The organism is Burkholderia sp. TSV86 (assembly GCF_001522865.1).
Lineage (GTDB): Bacteria > Pseudomonadota > Gammaproteobacteria > Burkholderiales > Burkholderiaceae > Burkholderia.
The window spans coordinates 21,150-41,687 of record NZ_LOWB01000084.1 but is presented as its reverse complement, the minus strand read 5'-3'; the positions used below and the strand labels follow the sequence as shown (position 1 = coordinate 41,687).

Genomic DNA, 20,538 nt, shown 5'->3' with positions numbered 1-20,538 from the left:
TGTGGACTCCTTGCTGTTCGCGGCGCGCATTGCCGCTACGGGCTACGCCCTTCGCGCCAATGCGCGCCAGCATGAAAAACCAACCACTGTCAGATTTAGTCTAGTCCACCGCAATTGATGCGGTGGAGCGGGCGATGGGAATCGAACCCACGTCATCAGCTTGGGAAGCTGAGGTAATGGCCATTATACGACGCCCGCGGAGCGCCGCAGTATAAGGTAATTTCCCAGGTTGGGCAACGCATCTACGCTCCGCAAATCACTTCACGGAGCCAGCTACCTTCTTACCCGGCGAAGCCCGTGTCCTCGGAGATCGAAGCGCCTGCGCGCCGCGACAAATTCGAGACCGCTTGATTCATAGCGTGCGGCACATCGTCCGCTGTGTTTCGCGCGTGGCTCGTGCCGTCAAAACGGCGTGATCTCTTCAGCGCGCCCGGATGGTTCTTCGCCGCTTTCGTGCATGCGTTTTCGACGCGGTGGCGAAGCGAGCCTGTTATGAGCTTGCCGCCTCGCCGCTCGAGCGCAAAAGCCGCGCTTAGGCGATGGCCGAGTGAGTGGCCGATACGGCCTGACACTGCGTCTCGAGCCGCTCACGCGCATGCCGAATTGCCCTTCGTCGCCGATGCGGCGATACATATCGTGTGCGCCGCGCTCATGGGCCGCTTGCGTTTGCCGCAAATCATGAACCGGTTGGATATCGCCATCGAATGGACGGCTTTCGTCTGCCGGTCTTCCTCGAGGTCACGCAGCAACGCGCAAGCGCCGGTGTTCGTTGGCGAACGCCGCTGCCCTTTGCGTGTCAGTTACCGGCTCCCAGGCCGCTTGAGCTTCGTGCGCGCTTGCTCGGCCTTTGTTCTGATCACGCAATCGTCGGCGTGATCGTTGACGATTCCCATCGCCTGCATGAACGAATAGACGGTGGTCGGCCCGACGAATTTCCAGCCCCGTGCCTTTAGCGCCTTTGACAGCGCGATCGATTCGGGCGACGTCGACACCACCGCCTGCGCTTTGGCGCGCGGCTCGGCACGGCGCTCGTAACGCCAGACGAACGCCGCAAGCGATCCTTCCTGCTCGATGAGTTCGCGGGCCCGTTGTGCATTGTTGATCACCGCCTCGATCTTGCCGCGATGGCGGACGATGCCTGCGTCGGCGAGCAGGCGATCGACGTCGCGCTGGGTGTAGCGTGCGATCTTGTCGAAGTCGAAGTGATGGAACGCCGCGCGGAAATTCTCGCGTTTCGCTAGGATCGTGCGCCAGCTCAGCCCGGACTGGAAGCTCTCGAGGCACAGCTTTTCGAACAAGTGGCGATCGTCGTCGACCGGAAAGCCCCATTCGCTATCGTGATAGGGAAGAAATTCGGGGGCGGCGCTGCACCAGCGGCAGCGCAGTTTTCCGTCGGGCCCGGCGATCGTTGTGGTCATGAGCATTTATCCCGATTCGGGAACGTATGATTTCGGCATCCGCGATGATAGCGTCGATTCGACGCATGTCCAGTTTCGACCCGTCACGCAGGCCAAGTGACTGACGCGTGTTCGTTTGCCTTTGGCTCGCCGTGCCGATCTGCCCACCGCGCACGCGCGCCCCGGCGGCCGGGCGTGGTGCGAATAGTAGGCGCGCGCATCGTCGAGCGGGCGCGCGCGGCGGAGCGGCCCAGCCGGGCGTGCTGGCGGCCGCCGATGCGGCAAGCGATGCGGCGCGCGGGAGGCGGACGTATGATGACGGGTTTCTCGCGCTCGAGCGCCGGTTGCGTCGGCACGCCGAAGTGTGATGGGTATCTACCTCTTCATTCAATGCCAGATAGGAGCAGTCTTGTTCTATTCGATCGCAGCCATTTTCGTCGGCGCCGGGCTCGGCGCATTGTTGCGCTGGTTTTTGAGCCTCGGCCTGAATGCGGTCTTTCCCGCCGTGCCGCTCGGCACGCTCGCATCGAATCTGATCGGCGGCTATCTGATCGGCGTCGCGATCGCCGTGTTCAGCGCGAAGGCGGGGTTGCCGCCGGAATGGCGGCTGTTCGTGATCACGGGTTTCATGGGCGGCCTCACGACGTTTTCCACCTATTCGGCCGAAGTGATTTCGCATCTGACGCAAGGTGAGCTCGGTTGGGCGTTGGCCGTCGCTGCTCTACACTTGATAGGTTCATTCACGTTGACGTGGCTCGGCATGGTGAGCGCGCGAGCGTGGCTCGTGCCAGGCTGATCCGCCGTAGGCGGGGGAGGGAGCGATGAACGGGATCGTCGGCGAGGCGCGCGCGCAAGATCGGGTCTTGCTGCGCTTTTATGTCCATGAGGATCATCGCCTGCACTGGAAGCCGCTCTGGGAGTGGCTGCTCGACGAGGCGAACCGGATGGGCATTGCCGGCGGCTCGGCGTTTCGCGCGATCGCGGGATTCGGCCGGCACCGGATGCTGCACGAAGCCCGTTTTTTCGAGCTGCAAGGCTCGCTTGCGATCGAAGTCGAATTCGTCGCGACCGACGACGAAGCGCGGCGGCTGATCGAGCGTGTATCGCGTGAGAAAGTGCGGCTTTGTTACGCGACGATTCCGGCGTGCTTCGGCGTGATCGACAATCTCGACGAAGGCGCGGCGTCGGCGGCGCCCGGCGGCGCGCGATGATGCCGCTGGTGCCGGAGCGCGCGGCGCATCAGATGCCGAACAGCGTCAGCGAAACGGCGGCGCGCGTGACGATCATGATCAGCACCTGGACGATCACGAACAGCAGGAGCGGCGACAAATCGATGCCGCCGAGATTCGGAATCAGCCGGCGCAGCGGATTCAGGAGCGGCGCGGTCAGTTGATAGAGGATTTCCATCGCGGGCGAGCGCGGATTGAGCCATGACAGCAGCGCCATCAGAATCGTCAGCCACAGCACGAGATTGAGCGCCCACTTCACGACCGTCAGCAGCGCGACAATGACGAGCGTTGGCACGATCGACAGCGCGTCCACCCCTGCCATCGACACCATCAGCGTCACATAGACGAGCGACGTGATGACGGTTGCGGCGACGCTCGCCCAATCGATCCCGCGCACGCCCGGGATGATATGCCGCAGGGGCAGCACGAGCCAGTTGGTCGCTTGCAGCACGGTCTGCGTGACGGGGTTGTACGGCGGCACGCGCACGGCTTGCAGCCAGACGCGCAGGAGCAGCGCGGCGCCGAACAGCGTGAAGACGGTATTGAGTAGAAAGCGGGCGATCTCGCCGAACATCGTTGGCATCCTTTTCTGGGTACTGGCGGTCGGGTAGCGTGCCGGCGCCGTTCGCGGACGGCGCGCATCGGGCGTCACCTTATCACGGCTCGCCGTCAGCGGGGCGGGTTGCGGCGCGCCCGGGCGCGAGCGATGCGGCGACGGCGCGCTCGATCGCATCGAGCGACGCGGGTGGAACGGACGACGGTGTGCGCCGCCGCGCAAGCGCGAGCGCGCGGCGGGTATGGAGCGCGTAGAACGCCGCGTGATCGCCGCCTTGCGATGCGAGGCGCGCGAGCTGCCGCGCGACGACGCCGGCGTCGCCGCGCGACACGGGGCCTGACAGTGCGTTGGCGAGCCCCTTGTCGCGCGCGGTTTCGAGCGTGCCGGCAAGCATTGGCAGCAGCGCGCGCAGCGCATCGTCCTCGGCTAGGCCGAGCGTGCGCCACAGCTCGACGCATTCGGCGAGATTGGACAGCGTGAAGCTTGCCGCATAGTGGGCGGCCGCGTGATAAAGCATCCGGTCGTCCGGTGTCAGTTTGCCTTGTGGAAATGGCAGCGGATGGCAGCCGAGCGCGGCGGCGAAGGCGGCGAGCAGATCGTTCAGCACGCCGTCGGCTTCGATCGCTACCGAGCAGCCTTCGATGCGCGTGAGGTCAGCATCGCCGCCGCCGAACAGATAGAGCGGGTGGAAGCTGCCCGTCGCGGCGCGTTGCGTGCGCGCGGGCGCCAGCAGCGCGAGACTCGATGCGCCGCTGCAATGGACAAGCGCTTGCCCGCGCGCACGGTCCGGCGCGAAACGCAGGCTGGCGGCGACCTCGGCGAGCGCGTCGTCGGGCACGCTCAGGAAGATCAGCTCGACGTGGTCGACGACCGCTTGCGGCGAGTCCAGCGCCACGCAACGAGCGGCTTGCGGCGCCGCCGGGCGGGCGTCGGCGTGAGCTTCGCGAGCGGCCGAATCGATGTCGACCAGTTTGGCCAGCGCCGCGGCCGACGCGGCCGAGCGGCTCGCGATGGCGGCGACGGAGTATCCGGCGCGAGCGAGCCGGCGCGCGACGCAACGGGCAAGCCGGCCCGCGCCGATGAAGCCGATGCGGGGCGAGGCGGATAAGGGCATGATGGCGGTCCTGAGGTGGGGGCGCGCAATCCATCAGTATCGCGTATTTGGTGGCGCCCGGTGCGTTCCAGCCCTAAAATTGGTGTGTCTGCCAGAGCGGAATCCGGCTTTTGCCGGCAATGTCTTGTCTCTAATTTGTAATCGTTCATTACCGGCCGCGCAGCGCCCGGCGCGGCTGTGGCGCGCGTGTCTGCGGCGATCGTCCACGATCCGCCGAACGGCCGACGGGCCGCCCGCGCATGGCGTTTCACGATGCCGCGCACGCCAATGCCGGCCCGATTTTCGAAATTGCAATTTGCAACAAATGGCCGTGGCTGGTGATACCGGTTTTCGCTACATTCGTCGCATGCAGCAAGCTACCTTTGCTGCCGATGCGGCCGGCGCCTGATGCCTGTCGCCCAGGAGAACCAAAGTGAAAAAGCTCGTTCCGTTGATCGCCGCCGCCGCGCTGGGTCTCGGCATCACGGGTGCGGCGCACGCGCACGTGTCGATCGGCGTCGGCATCGGAGTGCCGCTCGTCGCGCCGGCGTATCCGGTTTACGCCGCGCCGCCGCCCGTCGTCTACGCGCCGCCGCCCGTCTATTACCCGCCGCCCGCGGTCGTGGTTGGCGGTTACTACGGGCGTCCGTACTGGCATCACGGCTATTACGGCGGCTACGGCCGGCCACACTGGCGCCGTTGACGCTGGTGGGCCGGCGTGCCCGGCAGGCGGCGCGCCGCATGACGGCGCGGCACGGAGCGATTCGTGCCGCGCCGTTCGTATTTCTGGGCAGCAAAAGCCGGGTGAAGCTGGGACAATATTCGCTTCATTCCAACCCGTCGCCTCGTTGCGCCATCGCCCATGTCCACTTCCCCCACCCGTGATTCCGTCGTTCTTCCCACCTATGACGACGTCACCGACGCAGCGGCCCGGCTGGCCGGCGCCGCGCATCGCACGCCCGTGCTGACGTCCCGCACTGCCGATGCGCGCACCCGCGCGACGGTATTCTTCAAATGCGAGAATTTTCAGCGGATGGGCGCATTCAAGTTTCGCGGCGCATACAACGCGATTTCGCATTTCGATGTCGAGCAGCGTCGCGCCGGCGTGTTGGCCTATTCGTCCGGCAATCATGCGCAGGCGATTGCGCTCGCCGCGCGGCTCGCGGGCATCTGGGCGACGATCGTGATGCCGCAAGATGCGCCCGCCGCGAAGATGGCGGCGACGAAGGAGTACGGCGGCGAGGTGATCACCTATGACCGTTATACGGAAAGCCGCGAGGAGATTGGCGCGCGGCTTGCCAACGAGCGCGGGATGACGCTCGTGCCGCCTTATGACCATCCGCATGTGATCGCGGGGCAGGGGACGGCGGCGAAGGAGCTGATCGACGAAGTGGGTGAGCTGGATATGCTCGTCGTTCCGTTGGGCGGCGGCGGATTGATCGCGGGCAGCGCGTTATCGGCGGCGGCGCTCGCGTCCGGCTGCAGCGTGATCGGCGTCGAGCCCCAGGCGGGCAACGACGCACAGCAGTCGCTGGCGCGCGGCGAGGTCGTGCATATTCCGGTGCCGCGCACGATCGCGGACGGCGCGGCGTCGACGCATGTCGGTGTGCACAATTTTCCGATCATCCGTAAGCTCGTTGAGCGAATCGTCACGGTCAGCGACGCGCAACTGGTCGACACGATGCGCTTTTTCGCCGAGCGCATGAAGATGATCGTCGAGCCGACCGGCTGTCTTGCGGCGGCGGCGGTGCTGGATGGCGTGCTGCCGGTGGCGGGCAAGCGCGTCGGCGTAATCCTGAGCGGGGGCAACGTCGATCTCGCGCGCTACGGCGAGTGGTTGCACGGGTGAGCGATGTGCCGTGCGCGGCGGGCTTGGCGGCGGGGCAACGCGAGCGCGGCGAAGCGGTCACGCCGAAGCGGTTCGGCCGCGCTTGGCACCGCAGCGTCCACGGTGGCACACTTGCTGCCGAGCTGCCGAGCCGCTCGCCTGCCGCGTTGCGGCCCATGCAAGTCCGGCCGCTGTCAGGCGGCGGCGCTCAGAATCAAGTCGCGATAGCCGCCGGCGATCACGCCATACGAGAAATAAGCGAACAACAGCGCCGATATCAAATGGCACGCGCGCATCAGCCCTGTGCCCGCGCGCTTTCTGCCGTGGTTCGCGAGTGTGCAGATAAAGATCGTCCAGGCGAGCCCGCCGAGAAAAAACCCCGCCAGAAACACCGACGCAGCGGCAGGCGTGGTCGCGCCCGCCTTTGCAATCAGCGCGCCGCCGACCGCGGCGAACCACAGGATCGCCGACGGCGACGACATCGCGAGCAGCAGCCCGCGCGTGAAGCTGCGCCATGCGCCGGCACGCGCGGGCGCGCTTGAATGCGGTTGCGCTCCGGCTGGCGCGGGCAGCAGCGCGTCACGCGTCATCTTCCATGTGAGGAACAGCAGCATCGCGCCGCCGCCGAGCCACACGATCCAGCGCACCGCGACAAACTGCAGCAGCGCCGCCATGCCGGCAAGCGCAAGCGCCGCGTAGACGAGATCGCCGACGCACGAGCCGAGCCCGAGCCAGAAGCCCGGTTTGAAGCCGTGCGACAGCGTGAGCGACAGCATCGCGACGTTGACCAACCCGATATCGAGACACAGTGACAGCGACAGCAGAAAACCGTCGGACAGCATCGATGCAGCGCTCATACTTCGTCGTCCGGGCTCATCGCGCGATGACGGCGCCCAACGCCACGGCAGCGGCGGCGCTCACGACAAACCGATCTCGGTCCACAGCCGATCGACGCGCGCCTTCACGGCGGCGTCCATCTCGATCGGGCGGCCCCATTCGCGCTGCGTTTCGCCGGGCCATTTATTGGTCGCGTCGAGGCCCATCTTCGAGCCCAAGCCCGCGACAGGCGACGCGAAATCGAGATAGTCGATCGGCGTGTTTTCGACGAGCACGGTGTCGCGCGCCGGATCGACTCGCGTCGTGATCGCCCAGATCACTTCCTTCCAGTCGCGCACGTCGACGTCCTCGTCGACGACCACGATGAACTTCGTGTACATGAACTGCCGCAAAAAGCTCCAAACGCCGAACATCACGCGTTTTGCATGGCCCGCGTAGCTCTTCTTCATCTGGACGATCGCCATCCGGTAACTGCAGCCTTCGGGCGGCAGGTAGAAATCGGTGATCTCGGGAAACTGTTTTTGCAGCAGCGGCACGAATACTTCATTCAGCGCGACGCCGAGCACGGCCGGCTCGTCGGGCGGTTTGCCGGTGTAGGTCGTGTGATAGATCGCGTCGCGGCGCATCGTGATGCGCTCGACGGTGAACACCGGAAACCATTCCTGCTCGTTGTAGTAGCCAGTGTGATCGCCGTATGGACCTTCGAGCGCGTGCTCGTAGGCCGCCGCCGGGCCGGTGGCCGGCCGGGGCGGCGCGCCGGCCGGCGCGGGCGCCGCGTCGTGGTCCCGCTGCGGATGGATGAAGCCTTCGAGCACGATCTCGGCGCGCGCGGGCACTTGCAGCGTATCGACGCCGGGCGTCAAGCATTTGGCGAGTTCGGTGCGCGCGCCGCGCAGCAGGCCGGCGAACTGGTATTCGGACAGTGTGTCGGGCACGGGCGTGACCGCGCCGAGCGTCGTCGCCGGATCGGCGCCGAGCACAACGGCGACCGGATAGGGCTGGCCGGGATTGCGCAGCGCGAACTCGCGGAAGTCGAGCGCGCCGCCGCGATGCGCGAGCCAGCGCATGATCAGCTTGTTGCGGCCGATCAATTGCTGGCGATAGATGCCCAGATTCTGGCGGGTCTTGTTCGGCCCGCGCGTGACCGTGAGCCCCCACGTGACGAGCGGCGCCGCGTCGCCCGGCCAGCAAGTCTGGATCGGCAGCCGCGCGAGATCGACGTCGTTGCCTTCCCAAACGATTTCCTGGCACGGCGGCGCGGATACGGTTTTCGGCCCCATATCCCAAACGGCCTTCGCGAGCGACAGCAGCTTGCCGGCATCCTTCAGGCTTTTCGGCGGATCGGGCTCCTTGAGCGCGGACAGCAGCCGGCCGATGTCGCGCAGCGACGCGAGCGCGGCCTGGTCGTCGGCATCGACGCCCATGCCGAGCGCAACGCGCCGCGGCGTACCGAAAAGATTGCCGAGCACCGCAAACCGATAGCCAGGCGGCGCGTCGAACAGCAGAGCGGGGCCGCCCGCGCGCAGCACGCGATCGCAAAGCTCGGTCATCTCGAGCACGGGCGATACGGGTTGCGTGACGCGCCGCAGCTCACCGAGCCGCTCGAGGTTGTTCGTGAAATCGCGTAAATCTTTGTATCTCATGAAGAATATCCGGGCCGCGCGCGGCAGGCGGCGGCGGTGAGGGCGGGCATCGAATCCACCCGTAAGCGAGCGCCGATTTTACCCGGCCGAATGGTCAGCCGCCCGAAATCTCAAAAATGGCGGCGGATCGGGATGCCAGACGGCAAGCGGCATCGGCCGCGGCGCGCTGCCGAATGATTACTTTTTGTTATGAAAATGGATTTCTATAGTGTTGACGATCTATAAAACCCTGCTAGAATCCGCTCACATTGGTTGCAGGCTCAAGTTTTTTGAACCAATCCATCCCCGGTCCTATAGACGCAACGCGTCTCCGTCGGCCGACACCTGCACGGTTTTTCGACGGTCTGTTTGTTGCCCTGGCCAGCGCCCAGTCAGCGCTGGCTTTTTGCGTGGGAGCCACCGCGCGTGTGCCCGCCTCTGTGCGCAGGCTCAATTCCGCCGTGGCCCCCGGACGGTACTTATACCGTTTCTCCGATACCGATGCGGTCCAACCAAGACGCTCGGTGTCTTGATTCCGCGGCAGCGCGTCACGTCTCGCCATCCAGAGCCGAGCGAGCCGCAGGAGTCATGCTCATGGAGGATCTGAATGAATGCTTGGTTATCGTGGCGTCCCAACGAGCGGCATGCGCAGCTGTTGCGCGTCGCGCTGCGTCGTGGGACGCGTGTCAGTCACCATTTGTTTAGCGTCGTCGGTTGCTGCGCGGTGGGGGTTTCGCTCGCGCTGTGGCTGCTGCCGAACGTGCGCGGCACGTTGGCGGCGAAGCTGATGCCTTTCGTGTCGGCTGCGGTCGAAGCAGGCCCGGCGCGGCTGCTCAGCGGTCATCCGCTGCCGTCGTTCGGCCCGTCGGGCGTGAACGAGAGCGAAGCGGCGGTCCGTGCGGAGACGGTATCTGCCACGCCGGCCGTGGCAGCCGCGGCGAGCCCGGCGGACGCGACGCTCGATGCGGTGCGCAATGGCGCGTCGCCGGTGTCCCTCGCGAAACTGATCCCGGCGCAGCGCGTTGCCGCCGATGCGCGCGACAATCGCACGCTCGTATCGAATCGCGAGCAGGCGCTCGTCGCGACTTATCTGGCGCGGCGCTACCGCGTTGCGCAGGAGCCGCTCGGTCAACTCGTGAAGACGGCATTCGAGACGGGCCGGGACGTCGGCATCGATCCGCTGCTGATCCTGGCCGTGATGGCGATCGAATCGGGGTTCAATCCGTATGCCGAGAGCGGCGTCGGCGCGCAGGGCCTGATGCAGGTGATGTCGAAGGTCCACTCAGACAAATTCGAGTATTTCGGTGGCACGGGCGCGGCGCTGCAGCCGCTCGTCAACATTCAGGTCGGCGCGCTCGTGCTGAAGGATTGCATTGCGCGCGGCGGCTCGGTCGCCGGCGGGTTGCGGCTGTACGTCGGCGCGACGTCGGCGGATGACGGTGGCTATGGCGCGAAGGTGATCAGCGAACGCGATCGGCTGCGCGATGTCGCGCGTGGCCGCAAGGTGCCGATCTTCACGCCGCCGCAGCCTGCGCAGGGGGCGGTGACGACGGTGGCGGTGTCGGCGCCGGGCGCGACGGGCGGATCGCAAAAGCGCGTGCACGCGACGCTCGACAGCGCGCGCCCGCTGACGATGAATTCTGCCGCGTCGAAGGCGCAGCCGCAGGACGACGATGCCAGTGTCGATACGGCGGCGAAGCACGATCCTGCTGCGTCCGATCTCGGTACCTGACTCGGCGCCTCGGCGGGATCGCCGCTGTTCCGGTTTCGGCCGGAACGGTTGAGGAGCAGGAATGAGAAAAGGCCGGGCCGCGCTTTCAGCGGGCTCGGCCTTTTTGCATCCGGCCAGACCGTTTTTCGGGCAGACGGCTGGAAGCGTCCGTGACTTGGCAGCGTTGGGCGGCGAGCCCACGCCGCGCGTCATGCGGGGTCGAGCGGTGTGGTGTGATGCGGCCTGGCGCGGATCGCGCGACGCACCGCTGAACGACCGGGGCGGTACGCCCGGGTCAATCGCGCTGGGCGGATACGGCGCGCCGAGCCCGTTGGGTCAGCGTTTCGTTTGCGCGGGCCTGTATGCCTGCCCGCCCATGCAATCTGGCGCGGCGCGCGGCCTTTGATTACCCGCCAAATAGTTTGCGCAGCCGCTCGATCGCTTCTTCCAGCCGCGCATACGCGGTTGCATACGACAGCCGGATATAGCCGCGCGGCGCGTGGGTGCCGAAATCCATGCCCGGCACCAGCACCACGCCCGCGTCGTGCAGCATCGCCTGAGTGAGCGCGGCGCTGTCGCCGGCCGCCGGGTGCGCGACGCCGCCGCACTGCGCGTATACATAGAACGCACCATCCGGCATCACCGGCACTTTGAAGCCAACCGATTCGATAGCCGGCACGATGAAGTCGCGGCGGCGCTGGAATTCGGCGCGGCGCGCTTCGTAGATGGCGAGCGTATCCGGCTCGAAGCACGCGAGCGCCGCATGCTGCGCGAGCGCGGAAGCGCAGATGAACAGGTTCTGCGCGAGCTTCTCGAACGTGGCGACGAGCGCCGGCGGCACGACGAGCCAGCCCAGCCGCCAACCCGTCATGTTGAAGTATTTCGAGAAGCTGTTGACGGTGACGACGTCGTCGCCGAACGACAGCGCCGATACCGGCGCGCCGCCGTAGCTCAATCCTTGATAAATCTCGTCGACGATCGCAAAACCGCCACGCGCGCGCACCGCGCCGATGATCCGGCCGAGTTCGTCGGGCGCAAGCGACGTGCCCGTCGGGTTTGACGGCGACGCGAGCAACACGCCGCGCGTGCGCTCGGTCCAATGGGCGTCCACGTCGCGCGCGGTGAGCTGGAAGCGCGCTTCGGGGCCGCTCGGCACGAGGATCGCGCAGCCCTCGGCTGTCGCGACGAAGTGACGGTTGCACGGGTATGAAGGGTCGGGCATCAACACTTCGTCGTCGCGGCCGACGAGCGCGAGGCAGGCGAGCAAAAGCGCGGCTGACGCCCCCGCCGTGACGACGATGCGCTCGGGTTCGATCGCGAGCCCGTATGCGCGCGCGTAGTGCGCGGCGATCGCTTCGCGCAGCGGCGCGATGCCGAGCGCGCTCGTATATTGCGTGACGCCGCGGCGCAGTGCGGCGGCGGCCGCCTCGATGACCGGCTCCGGCGCGGTGAAATCCGGCTCGCCGATGCTCATGTGGATGATGTCGCGGCCCGCGCGCTCGAGCGCGGCGGCTTCCTTGACGATTTCCATCACATAAAACGGCTCGATCGCATCGACGCGCGACGCAAGCCTGACGAGCGAATCGGCGGCGGTGTTCATCGTCGGATAAAGGCGGTTACAAAAAGGGAGCGAGCGAAGAAAGGATCGCGGCGGGAAACGCCCGCGCGCGACGGCGGCGCAGCCGCATGAGCGCCGCGCGCGGCATCGGCCGGCAGGCGGGCGGGCCGGCAGCCGCCCGGCGCGCCTGCCGGGCGCATTACGACGGGTCGCGCCGCGCCTGCGTTTCGGCCGGCCGCAGCTTGACGGCGAGCTTGTCGAGCACGCCGTTCACGTACCGGTAGCCGTCCGAGCCGCCGAACGTCTTCGTCAATTCGACCGCTTCGTTGATGATCACGCGATACGGCGTTTCGATCTGATGCGTGAGTTCATACGTCGCGATCAGCAGCACCGCGCGTTCGACGGGCGAGAGCTGGTCGATCGGGCGATCGAGGTTCGGCGAGAGCGCGTCCGAGAGCGCCGCGTGTTCGCGGATCACACCGTGCAGCAGGGTATCCAGCAGCGTCTTGTCGGCCTTGTCGTAACCCAGCGCGCCGCGCAATTGCGCGTCGATCTCGCCCGGCGCCGCGTTCGACAGCAGCCATTGATACAGGCCTTGCGTCGCAAGCTCGCGCGATTGCCGGCGGGCGCTCTTCTTCATGCGCGTTCCTCTTCGTCGTCTTCTTCGTCGTCCTCGTCCTCGTCCTCTTCATCGTCGCTCAGTTGATCGAGCGTGATCGTGAGGTTTGCCATCTCGACGGCGACGCGCGCGGCGTCGCGACCCTTTTCGGTCATGCGCGCGATCGCCTGCTCGTCGGTGTCGGTCGTAAGCACGGCGTTCGCGATCGGCGTGTTGAAATCGAGCGCGATGCGCGTGATGCCCGCGCCGCTCTCGTTCGACACGAGTTCGAAGTGATACGTTTCGCCGCGGATTACCGCGCCAAGCGCGATCAGCGCGTCGAACTGGTTGCTTTCCGCGAGTTTTTGCAGCGCGAGCGGAATTTCGAGCGCGCCCGGCACCGTCACGAGCAGCACGTCCTCGCCGGCAACGCCCAGCCGTTCCAGTTCCTCGACGCATGCATCGGCGAGGCCGTTGCACACGGGTTCGTTGAAGCGCGACTGAACGATGCCGATACGCAGGCCTTCGCCTTCGAGATTCGGTTGATATTGTCCGATTTCCATGTTTTTTCCGTAAAGTGGATGAGCGGTGTGATTGACTGCAGCGCAGGCTGACGACAAGTACGGCACGAAAGCCGTGACAAAACCGTTACGCGCCGCCCGGCATCGGCTCGAAGCCGACGACCTCGAGGCCGTAGCCGGACATGCTGCCGAGCTTGCGCGGATTCGACAGCACCTGCATCTTGCCGACGCCGACATCGCGCAGGATTTGCGCGCCGATGCCGAACGTCTTGAAATCGACCGGCCGGCGCTTGAGCGCGGCCGCCTTCTCTTGTTCGCCGAACGCGAGAAATACGTCGACGAGGTGCTCGTTGGTATCGCCGCAATTGAGCAGCACGATCACGCCGCACTCGCGCTCGGCGATCGCCTTCATCGCGGCGTGCAGCGTCCACGAGTGGGTCGACACGCCGGTTTCGAGCAGATCGAGCACCGATAGCGGCTCGTGCACGCGCACGAGCGTTGCCTCGTGCGACGCGGGCGTGCCGCGCACGAGCGCGATATGCGGCGAGCCGCTCGGATGGTCGCGGTACAGCACGGCCCTGAACGTGCCGTGCGCCGTTTGCATCGTGCGCTCGGCGACCCGTTCGATGATCGATTCGGTGCGGCTGCGGTAGTGGATCAGATCGGCGATCGTGCCGATCTTCAGCCCGTGCTCGCGGCCGAATTCGATCAGATCCGGCAGGCGCGCCATGGTCCCGTCGTCCTTGATGACTTCGCAGATCACGGCCGCGGGCGTCAGGCCCGCGAGCGCGGTCAGGTCGCAGCCCGCCTCGGTGTGACCCGCGCGCACCAGCACGCCGCCCGGCTGCGCCATGATCGGGAACACGTGGCCGGGCTGCACGATGTGCTCGGGCCGCGCGTCGTGCGCGACGGCGGCGGCGATCGTGCGTGCGCGGTCGGCCGCCGAGATGCCCGTCGTCACGCCTTCGGCCGCCTCGATGCTGACCGTGAACGCGGTGCCGTACTGCGTGCCGTTGCGGTACGTCATCAGCGGCAGGTTCAGCAGCTTGCAGCGTTCCTGCGTGAGTGTGAGGCAAATCAGCCCGCGGCCGTAGCGCGCCATGAAATTGATCGCTTCCGGCGTGACGAATTCAGCGGCGAGCACGAGGTCGCCCTCGTTTTCGCGGTCTTCTTCGTCGACCAGGATCACCATCCGGCCGGCTTTCAACTCGGCGATGATGTCGGGCGTGGAGGCGAGCGTCATAAAGGGATGCATGAAAGGGAAAGGGCGTATTTTACGCCACGCGCGGCGGGTTATCGCCGTGGATGGCGCGACGGCGCGTTGCATTGGCCGAACGGCCGGTGCGGCCGGGCGCGGATGAATCCGCGGGCGGGGCGCGGGCCTCGCATTCCGCGGGTTGCCGGGGCACATGGCGGAGCGGCCTGGATCGGCCCGCGCGATCCTCGGCCCAGCCTGGTCTGGGTTGGCAAGCGCCCGGCTTACAATGTCCGTTGCCGCGCGATGCGCGAGCCTGGAACACGATGATCTGCGCCGATGCCTGAACCACCCCGCACCCCGCTCGACGCGCTGCTCGCCGATATTCGCGCGTGTCGCGCGTGCGAGGCCGAGCTGCCGCTTGGCCCGCGTCCAGTGCTGCGCGCGCGGCGCGGCGCGCGCATCCTGATCGTCGGGCAGGCGCCGGGCGCGCGCGTGCATGCGAGCGGCGTGCCGTGGGACGACGCGAGCGGCAAGCGGCTGCGCGAATGGCTCGGCGTCGATGCTGGCACGTTCTACGACGCGTCGCGGTTTGCCATCGTACCGATGGGATTTTGCTATCCGGGCCGCGGCGCGAGCGGCGACAATCCGCCGCGTCCGGAATGTGCGCGGCTGTGGCTCGACCGTCTGCTCGCGGAACTGCCGGCGATCCGTCTCACGCTGCTGATCGGCCAGTATGCGCAGCGGCATTTCCTGCGCGACGCGCGTAAGGCGTCGCTGACCGAAACCGTCCAAGCGTGGCGCGAATATGGCCCGGCGGTGCTGCCGCTGCCGCATCCGTCACCGCGCAATCAGGCGTGGTTCAAGCGTCATCCGTGGTTCGGCTCCGATGTGCTGCCGGAATTGCGGCGGCGCATCGCGCGGCAGCTTGGTGGGGCTGGCGGCTGATTCCGGCAATCGATTTACCGGGAAGGCTGGCCGCCGGCCGCGGATGCGGTGGCCAGCATCCGCTCCACATACCGCGCGATCAGATCGATTTCGAGATTGACCTGCGAGCCCGGCTGCAAATGCTTGAGTGTGGTCACCTCGACCGTATGAGGAATCAGGTTGATCGAGAATTCGCAGCCGTGCGTTTGATCGTCGACCGCGTTGACCGTGAGACTCACGCCGTTGACGGTGATCGATCCCTTGTATGCAAGATAGCGGCCGAGTTCGCGCGGCGCGACGATGCGCAACTCGTGCGACTCGCCGACGCGCGCAAAGCGCGTGACGACCCCAAGCCCGTCGACGTGCCCGGACACCAGATGGCCGCCGAGCCGGTCGTGCGCGCGCAGCGCCTTTTCGAGATTCACGTCGCCGGGCGCGGCGAGGCCGACCGTGCGGTTCAGGCTTTCGCGCGAGATCTCGACGTCGAACGTATCGGCCGTCTTCGCGATTACTGTCATGCACGCGCCCTGGATCGCGATGCTGTCGCCGAGCGCGACGTCGGCCAGATCGAGCGCGCCCGCGTGCACGGTGGCGCGCACGCCGGCCTCGGGTTCGGCGCCCAGCGGCGCGATCGTTTCGATGCGGCCGACTGCCGCGACGATTCCGGTAAACATCTTGGTCGGTTTCCGTTGTCAGTGAGTGGAGGGCGCAGCGGCGTGAGCGCCGGCGAAACGCGCGAGCACGCGCAGGTCGCCGCCGATGCGCTCGACGCTGTGAAATGCGAGCCGCGCGCGGTCCGCGAGCGACGCGGGTCCGGCGAGATCGAACATCGATGCCGCATCCGCGCCGAGCAGGGTCGGCGCGATATAGACGAGCAGCTCGTCGACGCAATGCTCGCGCAGCAGCGAGCCGTTCAGCTTATGGCCTGCTTCGACATGAAGCTCGTTGATCTGGCGCTCGCCGAGCGCGGCGAGCATCGCGGGCAAGTCGACCTTGCCGTGCGCGTTCGGCAGGGGCACGATCTCGGCGCCGCGCGCACGCAGCGCCTGCGCGCGCTCTTCGCGCTGCGCGTCGAGCGCGCCGCAGAAAATGACGGGCGGCGCGCCTTCGAGAATGCGCGCGGTGAGCGGCACGTCGAGGCGGCTGTCGATCAGCACGCGCCGCGGCTGCCGCGGCGTGTCGACGCCGCGCACGGTGAGCCGGGCATCATCTTCGCGCACGGTGCCTATGCCCGTCAGAATCGCGCACGCGCGCGCGCGCCATTGGTGGCCGTCAGCGCGCGCGTCTTCGCCGGTGATCCATTGGCTCTCGCCGGAGGCGAGCGCGGTGCGGCCGTCGAGCGACGCGGCGGTCTTCATCCGCACCCACGGCCGGCCGCGCGTCATCCGCGACACGAAGCCGACGTTCAGCTCGTGCGCATCGTGCGCGAGCAGGCCGCAACGCACGTCGACGCCCGCATCGCGCAGCATCGCGAGGCCGCGTCCGGACACCTGCGGATTCGGGTCTTCCATCGCGGCGACCACCTTGCCCACGCGCGCGTCGATCAGCGCGTGCGCGCACGGCGGCGTGCGGCCGAAGTGACTGCACGGCTCAAGCGTCACGTAGACGGTCGCGCCGCGCACGTCGTTGCCGCGCGCGCGCGCGTCCTTGAGCGCCTGCACTTCCGCGTGATCCTGGCCGGCCGGCTGGGTGAAGCCTTCGCCGATCACGGCGTCGTCCTTGACGATCACGCAGCCGACGCGTGGATTCGGCGTCGTCGTGTACATTCCGCGCGCGGCGAGCGCGAGCGCGCGTTGCATGTAGATAAAGTCCTGTTCCGAAAACATGGGCCCGTCCTGTGGTTCGAGCGGCCGCGCGCTCAGCCGGCGAGCGCCGCGAACGCGCGGCGGGCGGCGGCAAGCGTTGCGTCGAGCGTCGCGTCGTCGTGCGCGCTCGACACGAAACCCGCCTCGTAAGCGGACGGCGCGAAATACACGCCTTCGTCGAGCATCAGGTGGAAGAAGCGCTTGAAGCGCTCGATGTTGCTCTTGGTGACGTCGGCGAAGCTGGTCGGCACGCGCTCGGTGAAGTAAAGGCCGAACATTGCACCGATCGCGTCGGCCGAAAACGGCACGCCTGCCGCGCGCGCCTCGGCGGCGAGGCCGTCGGCGAGCCGGCGCGTCTTGCCGGCGAGCGCATCGTAGAAACCGGGCGCCTGGATCAGCCGGAGCGTCGCGAGCCCCGCGGCGACCGCGACCGGATTGCCTGACAGCGTGCCGGCCTGATATACCGCGCCGAGCGGCGCGAGTTCGGCCATGATGTCGCGGCGGCCGCCGAAGGCGGCGGCGGGCATGCCGCCGCCGATCACCTTGCCCAGGCAGGTGAGATCCGGCGTGATGCCGTAGTGCTGCTGCGCGCCGCCGAGCGCGACGCGAAACCCGCACATCACCTCGTCGAAGATCAGCACGGCGCCGTGCTTCGTGCACAGCGCGCGCAACGCGTTCAGGAATTCGGGCGTGCCGCGCACGAGATTCATGTTGCCCGCGACGGGCTCGACGATCACCGCGGCGATTTCATCGCCGAACGCGGCGAACGCTTCGTTCAGCGCGGCGACGTTGTTGTATTCGAGGACGGTGGTGTATTTCGCGACATCGGCCGGCACGCCCGCCGACGTCGGGTTGCCGAGCGTGAGCAGCCCCGAGCCCGCTTTCACGAGCAGGCTGTCGGCGTGCCCGTGATAGCAGCCCTCGAACTTGACGATCCGGCTACGGCCGGTGAAGCCGCGCGCAAGGCGCAGCGCGCTCATGGTCGCCTCGGTGCCGCTCGAGACCATGCGCACCTGCTCGATCGACGGCACGAGCTTCACGATTTCCTCGGCGATTTCGATCTCGGCCTCGGTCGGCGCGCCGAACGAAAAGCCGTCGGCAAGCACGCGCTGGACCGCCTCGAGCACCTCCGGATGCACGTGGCCGACGATCATCGGCCCCCACGAGCCGATGTAGTCGATATAGCGCTTGCCGTCGGCGTCCCAAAAATACGCGCCTTGCGCGCGCTTGACGAAGCGCGGCGTGCCGCCGACCGAGCGGAACGCGCGCACCGGCGAATTGACGCCGCCCGGATTGGTTCGTTGCGCGCGTTCGAAGAGAGTTTGATTGTTCGACATGAATGGGACCTGCGACAGAGAGGGCCGTGCGCGCGAGCGGCGGGGCCATGGCTCGCGTCGGACGGCGTATCGGGGATGGCTATGCGCTAACCGCTCGATTGTACCTAAGACGCGTGCGGCGCGACTCCGGCTCGGGCGTGACGGTTTGGCGCGCCGGGACGGCCGCTCGACGGCGCCGCTGCCATCCGCCGCCCGTGCGTGCGGCTACGCGCGCCGCGGCGGCTTGCGCTTGCCGGTCAGCTCGGCCCAGCGCTTCTCGAGCGGGCCTTCGACCATCGGCTTGATCGACGTGCCGGAGGTCTGCGCGTCCCAGGTCTGCACCGAATACGGGTGCGTGCGCAGCGCGTCGCGCGTGATCACGACCTGGCGATGGCCGTCGACCAGCCAGTCGTAGACGAAATCGATGCAGAGCCGGTAGCCGCGCTTGGTCGCCGGATCGGGCACCTCGTATGGCGCGCGCGTCACGTAGCCGGAGCCGAACACGCCCTTGGGCTCTTGCGCGACCCGGTGCAGAAACACGCGGTCGCCCGGCAGGATGCTGCGCGAGAAGCCGCAGCCCCAGACATCCGCCACCGCTTCGCCTGCCTGCACGCGCGCGGCGAACTCGGGCAGCTCGGGCCACGGCCATTTCTTGGGGCTCCAGATCAGCAGGAAGGCAGTCATGTCGGCAATTCGGCGGGCGGGCGTCGGACCAAAATGAGAAGCTTAACCGAAGCGCCGAAGCGGCTCGCTTACAATCACGGGTCCAGGGCGGCGCGGTCTGTCGCCTTTTTTCGTTGTCTTGCCGGGCTAGGCGGACCGGGCGTGCGCAACTGCTGGCGCGTGCGCGGCCAAGGCGGTTCGGCTGCCCCTTTCCGTATGGAATTCCGATGCGTCACGTCACCCGAGGCCGGCCCGACGGCCGGCTGATCCTGTTGCTCGGCGCGCTTGCCGCGTGCGGGCCGATTGCCACCGATATGTATCTGCCGAGCCTGCCCGCGATCGCGGCGGGCTTCCAGGTGAGCGCCGCCGCCGCGCAGCGCACGCTGACAAGCTTCATGGCGGGCTTCTCGATCGGGATGCTGCTCTACGGGCCGCTGTCCGATACCTACGGCCGCCGGCCGGTGCTGCTCGGCGGCATCGCGCTGTTCACGCTCGCGAGCATCGGCTGCTTCGCGGCTGCGTCGATCGACCAGCTGATCGTCGTGCGCTTCCTGCAAGCATTCGGCGCGGGTGCGGCGTCGGTGCTCGCACGTGCGATCGCGCGCGACGCGCACGAGCCGGCCGACGCGGCGAAGGTGTTGTCGATGGTCGCGATCGTCACCGCTGTCGGGCCGCTGCTCGCGCCGCTCGTCGGCGGCCAGGTGCTGCGCTTTCTCGGCTGGCGCGGCGTGTTCGTGGTGCTCGCGCTGTTCGGTGCGGCGTGCGCGGCGGCCGCGTTTCTGCGCGTGCCGGAGACTTGGCCGCGCGACAAACGCGGCGGCTCGGGCGTGCTGCGCGCGTTCGCCGCGTATGGGCACATACTCGCCGATCCGCTCGCGTGGGGCTACGTCCTGTGCGGCGGCATGGCGTTCGCGTCGATGTTCGCGTACATCACCGCGACGCCGTTCGTCTACATCGAGCATTTCCACGTGTCGCCGCAGCATTACGGGCTGCTGTTCGGGCTGAACGTCGTCGGCATCATGATCGGCAACTTCGTGAGCACGCATCTCGTTGGCCGTGTCGGCTCGCTCGCGCTCATCGCGGCCGCGGCGCTCGTGAGTTGCGTGGCGTCGCTCGCGGTCGCGTTCTTCGCGATCACCGGGCTGGGCGGGCTGTGGTCGATCGTCGCGGGGCTTTTTTTCGTCGTCGGTGTCGTCGGCGTGCTGTCGGCGAACTGCACGACCGAACTGATGCACCGCTATGCGCGCAACGCCGGCGCGGCGGCTGCCGTGTTCGGCGCGATGCAGCTCGCGCTCGGTGCGCTCGCGAGCGTCGTGATTGGCGCGCTGTCCGACGGTTCGCCGTTCGCGATGGGAGTGACGATCGGTGCGACGGGACTGCTGTGTTTCGTGGGGCGCGTGCTCGTGCTGCGCTGGCACGGGCGGCCGGTGACAAACGCCGGGTAGGGCCGCGGCGCTCGGCGGCCGGGGCGGCTCAGGGTTTGCGGCGGCGGGGCGGTGATGGTGGGCCGGGGCCTCGGGTTTGCAATGGGCGGGCGGTGATGGTGGGCTTGCGATGGCGGACCTACAGCCTTGGGCCCGCGATGTTGGGCAGCGATAGCGGACCTGCGATGCCGGGCAAGCGATGGCGGATGGATGGCAGGCTCGCGATGTTGGGCTCGCGCTGGCCGTGCGGCTCGGCAA

General features: G+C 67.4%; 19 protein-coding genes, 1 tRNA gene and 1 pseudogene. 7 read left to right on the top strand and 14 right to left on the bottom strand.

Annotation, left to right across the window (positions count from 1 at the left end):
* Nucleotides 1-123: 123 nt before the first annotated feature.
* A tRNA-Gly gene (locus WS68_RS15500) sits at nt 124-198 on the bottom strand.
* Nucleotides 199-800: 602 nt separating this feature from the next.
* On the bottom strand, nt 801-1,418 hold the full coding sequence (locus tag WS68_RS15490) for a DNA-3-methyladenine glycosylase I (protein ID WP_059571649.1): 618 nt from the start codon (nt 1,416-1,418) through the stop codon (nt 801-803).
* Between the two features lie 388 nt (nt 1,419-1,806).
* Here WS68_RS15490 and crcB point away from each other — a divergent pair, with 388 nt between their 5' ends.
* Together crcB and WS68_RS15475 are read left to right on the top strand one after the other, a co-directional pair.
* Entirely contained in the window at nt 1,807-2,193 is a 387-nt protein-coding gene (gene crcB / locus WS68_RS15480; RefSeq protein ID WP_059571647.1) for a fluoride efflux transporter CrcB, read from the top strand.
* A 25-nt stretch (nt 2,194-2,218) separates the two neighbouring features.
* Complete coding sequence (locus WS68_RS15475) at nt 2,219-2,608, top strand: DUF190 domain-containing protein (protein ID WP_059571646.1); 390 nt, start codon at nt 2,219-2,221, stop codon at nt 2,606-2,608.
* 28 nt (nt 2,609-2,636) lie between these two features.
* On the opposite strand, the gene WS68_RS15470 is transcribed toward WS68_RS15475, so the two are convergent.
* Both WS68_RS15470 and WS68_RS15465 read right to left on the bottom strand, forming a co-directional pair.
* Nucleotides 2,637-3,200, bottom strand: a complete 564-nt coding sequence (locus tag WS68_RS15470; RefSeq protein WP_059571645.1) for a YggT family protein — start codon at nt 3,198-3,200, stop codon at nt 2,637-2,639.
* A gap of 82 nt (nt 3,201-3,282) precedes the next feature.
* A complete protein-coding gene (locus WS68_RS15465) occupies nt 3,283-4,296 on the bottom strand; it encodes a DUF2520 domain-containing protein (RefSeq protein ID WP_059571644.1) in 1,014 nt (337 codons plus the stop codon).
* Nucleotides 4,297-4,708: 412 nt separating this feature from the next.
* Between WS68_RS15465 and WS68_RS15460 the strand changes: the two genes are divergently transcribed.
* A complete protein-coding gene (locus tag WS68_RS15460) occupies nt 4,709-4,978 on the top strand; it encodes a hypothetical protein (RefSeq protein ID WP_059571643.1) in 270 nt (89 codons plus the stop codon).
* Nucleotides 4,979-5,137: 159 nt separating this feature from the next.
* Complete coding sequence (locus tag WS68_RS15455; protein WP_059571642.1) at nt 5,138-6,124, top strand: threo-3-hydroxy-L-aspartate ammonia-lyase; 987 nt, start codon at nt 5,138-5,140, stop codon at nt 6,122-6,124.
* A 173-nt stretch (nt 6,125-6,297) separates the two neighbouring features.
* Here the strand turns inward: WS68_RS15455 and WS68_RS15450 are convergent, their stop codons facing one another.
* Together WS68_RS15450 and WS68_RS15445 are read right to left on the bottom strand one after the other, a co-directional pair.
* Complete coding sequence (locus WS68_RS15450; protein WP_156429524.1) at nt 6,298-6,960, bottom strand: LysE family transporter; 663 nt, start codon at nt 6,958-6,960, stop codon at nt 6,298-6,300.
* Nucleotides 6,961-7,020: 60 nt separating this feature from the next.
* Complete coding sequence (locus WS68_RS15445; RefSeq protein ID WP_059571641.1) at nt 7,021-8,583, bottom strand: UbiD family decarboxylase; 1,563 nt, start codon at nt 8,581-8,583, stop codon at nt 7,021-7,023.
* 586 nt (nt 8,584-9,169) lie between these two features.
* On the opposite strand from WS68_RS15445, the gene WS68_RS15440 reads away from it, so the two are divergent.
* Nucleotides 9,170-10,294, top strand: coding sequence for a transglycosylase SLT domain-containing protein (locus tag WS68_RS15440; protein ID WP_059571640.1), 1,125 nt, complete (start codon nt 9,170-9,172; stop codon nt 10,292-10,294).
* Nucleotides 10,295-10,679: 385 nt separating this feature from the next.
* On the opposite strand, the gene WS68_RS15435 is transcribed toward WS68_RS15440, so the two are convergent.
* From WS68_RS15435 to ribBA, 4 genes are all read right to left on the bottom strand, one after another.
* Nucleotides 10,680-11,873, bottom strand: a complete 1,194-nt coding sequence (locus tag WS68_RS15435; protein ID WP_059571639.1) for a pyridoxal phosphate-dependent aminotransferase — start codon at nt 11,871-11,873, stop codon at nt 10,680-10,682.
* A gap of 157 nt (nt 11,874-12,030) precedes the next feature.
* Entirely contained in the window at nt 12,031-12,471 is a 441-nt protein-coding gene (gene nusB, locus WS68_RS15430; protein WP_059571638.1) for a transcription antitermination factor NusB, read from the bottom strand.
* A complete protein-coding gene (gene ribH, locus WS68_RS15425) occupies nt 12,468-12,992 on the bottom strand; it encodes a 6,7-dimethyl-8-ribityllumazine synthase (protein ID WP_059571637.1) in 525 nt (174 codons plus the stop codon). Before ribH ends, nusB begins: the two co-directional genes overlap by 4 nt.
* 85 nt (nt 12,993-13,077) lie before the next feature.
* Nucleotides 13,078-14,193, bottom strand: coding sequence for a bifunctional 3,4-dihydroxy-2-butanone-4-phosphate synthase/GTP cyclohydrolase II (ribBA, locus tag WS68_RS15420; protein ID WP_059571636.1), 1,116 nt, complete (start codon nt 14,191-14,193; stop codon nt 13,078-13,080).
* 291 nt (nt 14,194-14,484) lie between these two features.
* Between ribBA and WS68_RS15415 the strand changes: the two genes are divergently transcribed.
* On the top strand, nt 14,485-15,093 hold the full coding sequence (locus WS68_RS15415) for a uracil-DNA glycosylase family protein (RefSeq protein WP_059571635.1): 609 nt from the start codon (nt 14,485-14,487) through the stop codon (nt 15,091-15,093).
* A 14-nt stretch (nt 15,094-15,107) separates the two neighbouring features.
* Here WS68_RS15415 and WS68_RS15410 read toward each other — a convergent pair whose 3' ends face one another.
* The 4 genes and pseudogenes from WS68_RS15410 to WS68_RS15395 all read right to left on the bottom strand — a co-directional run bounded on the left by WS68_RS15410 (nt 15,108) and on the right by WS68_RS15395 (nt 18,877).
* Complete coding sequence (locus WS68_RS15410; protein WP_059571634.1) at nt 15,108-15,746, bottom strand: riboflavin synthase; 639 nt, start codon at nt 15,744-15,746, stop codon at nt 15,108-15,110.
* 18 nt (nt 15,747-15,764) lie between these two features.
* A complete protein-coding gene (gene ribD, locus WS68_RS15405) occupies nt 15,765-16,898 on the bottom strand; it encodes a bifunctional diaminohydroxyphosphoribosylaminopyrimidine deaminase/5-amino-6-(5-phosphoribosylamino)uracil reductase RibD (protein ID WP_059571633.1) in 1,134 nt (377 codons plus the stop codon).
* Nucleotides 16,899-16,930: 32 nt separating this feature from the next.
* Nucleotides 16,931-18,235, bottom strand: a pseudogene (hemL, locus tag WS68_RS15400) (glutamate-1-semialdehyde 2,1-aminomutase); the annotation flags it as partial.
* A gap of 183 nt (nt 18,236-18,418) precedes the next feature.
* Complete coding sequence (locus tag WS68_RS15395; protein ID WP_059571631.1) at nt 18,419-18,877, bottom strand: hypothetical protein; 459 nt, start codon at nt 18,875-18,877, stop codon at nt 18,419-18,421.
* A gap of 206 nt (nt 18,878-19,083) precedes the next feature.
* Here WS68_RS15395 and WS68_RS15390 point away from each other — a divergent pair, with 206 nt between their 5' ends.
* A complete protein-coding gene (locus WS68_RS15390; RefSeq protein WP_059571630.1) occupies nt 19,084-20,301 on the top strand; it encodes a Bcr/CflA family multidrug efflux MFS transporter in 1,218 nt (405 codons plus the stop codon).
* The last annotated feature ends 237 nt before the right edge of the window (nt 20,302-20,538 follow it).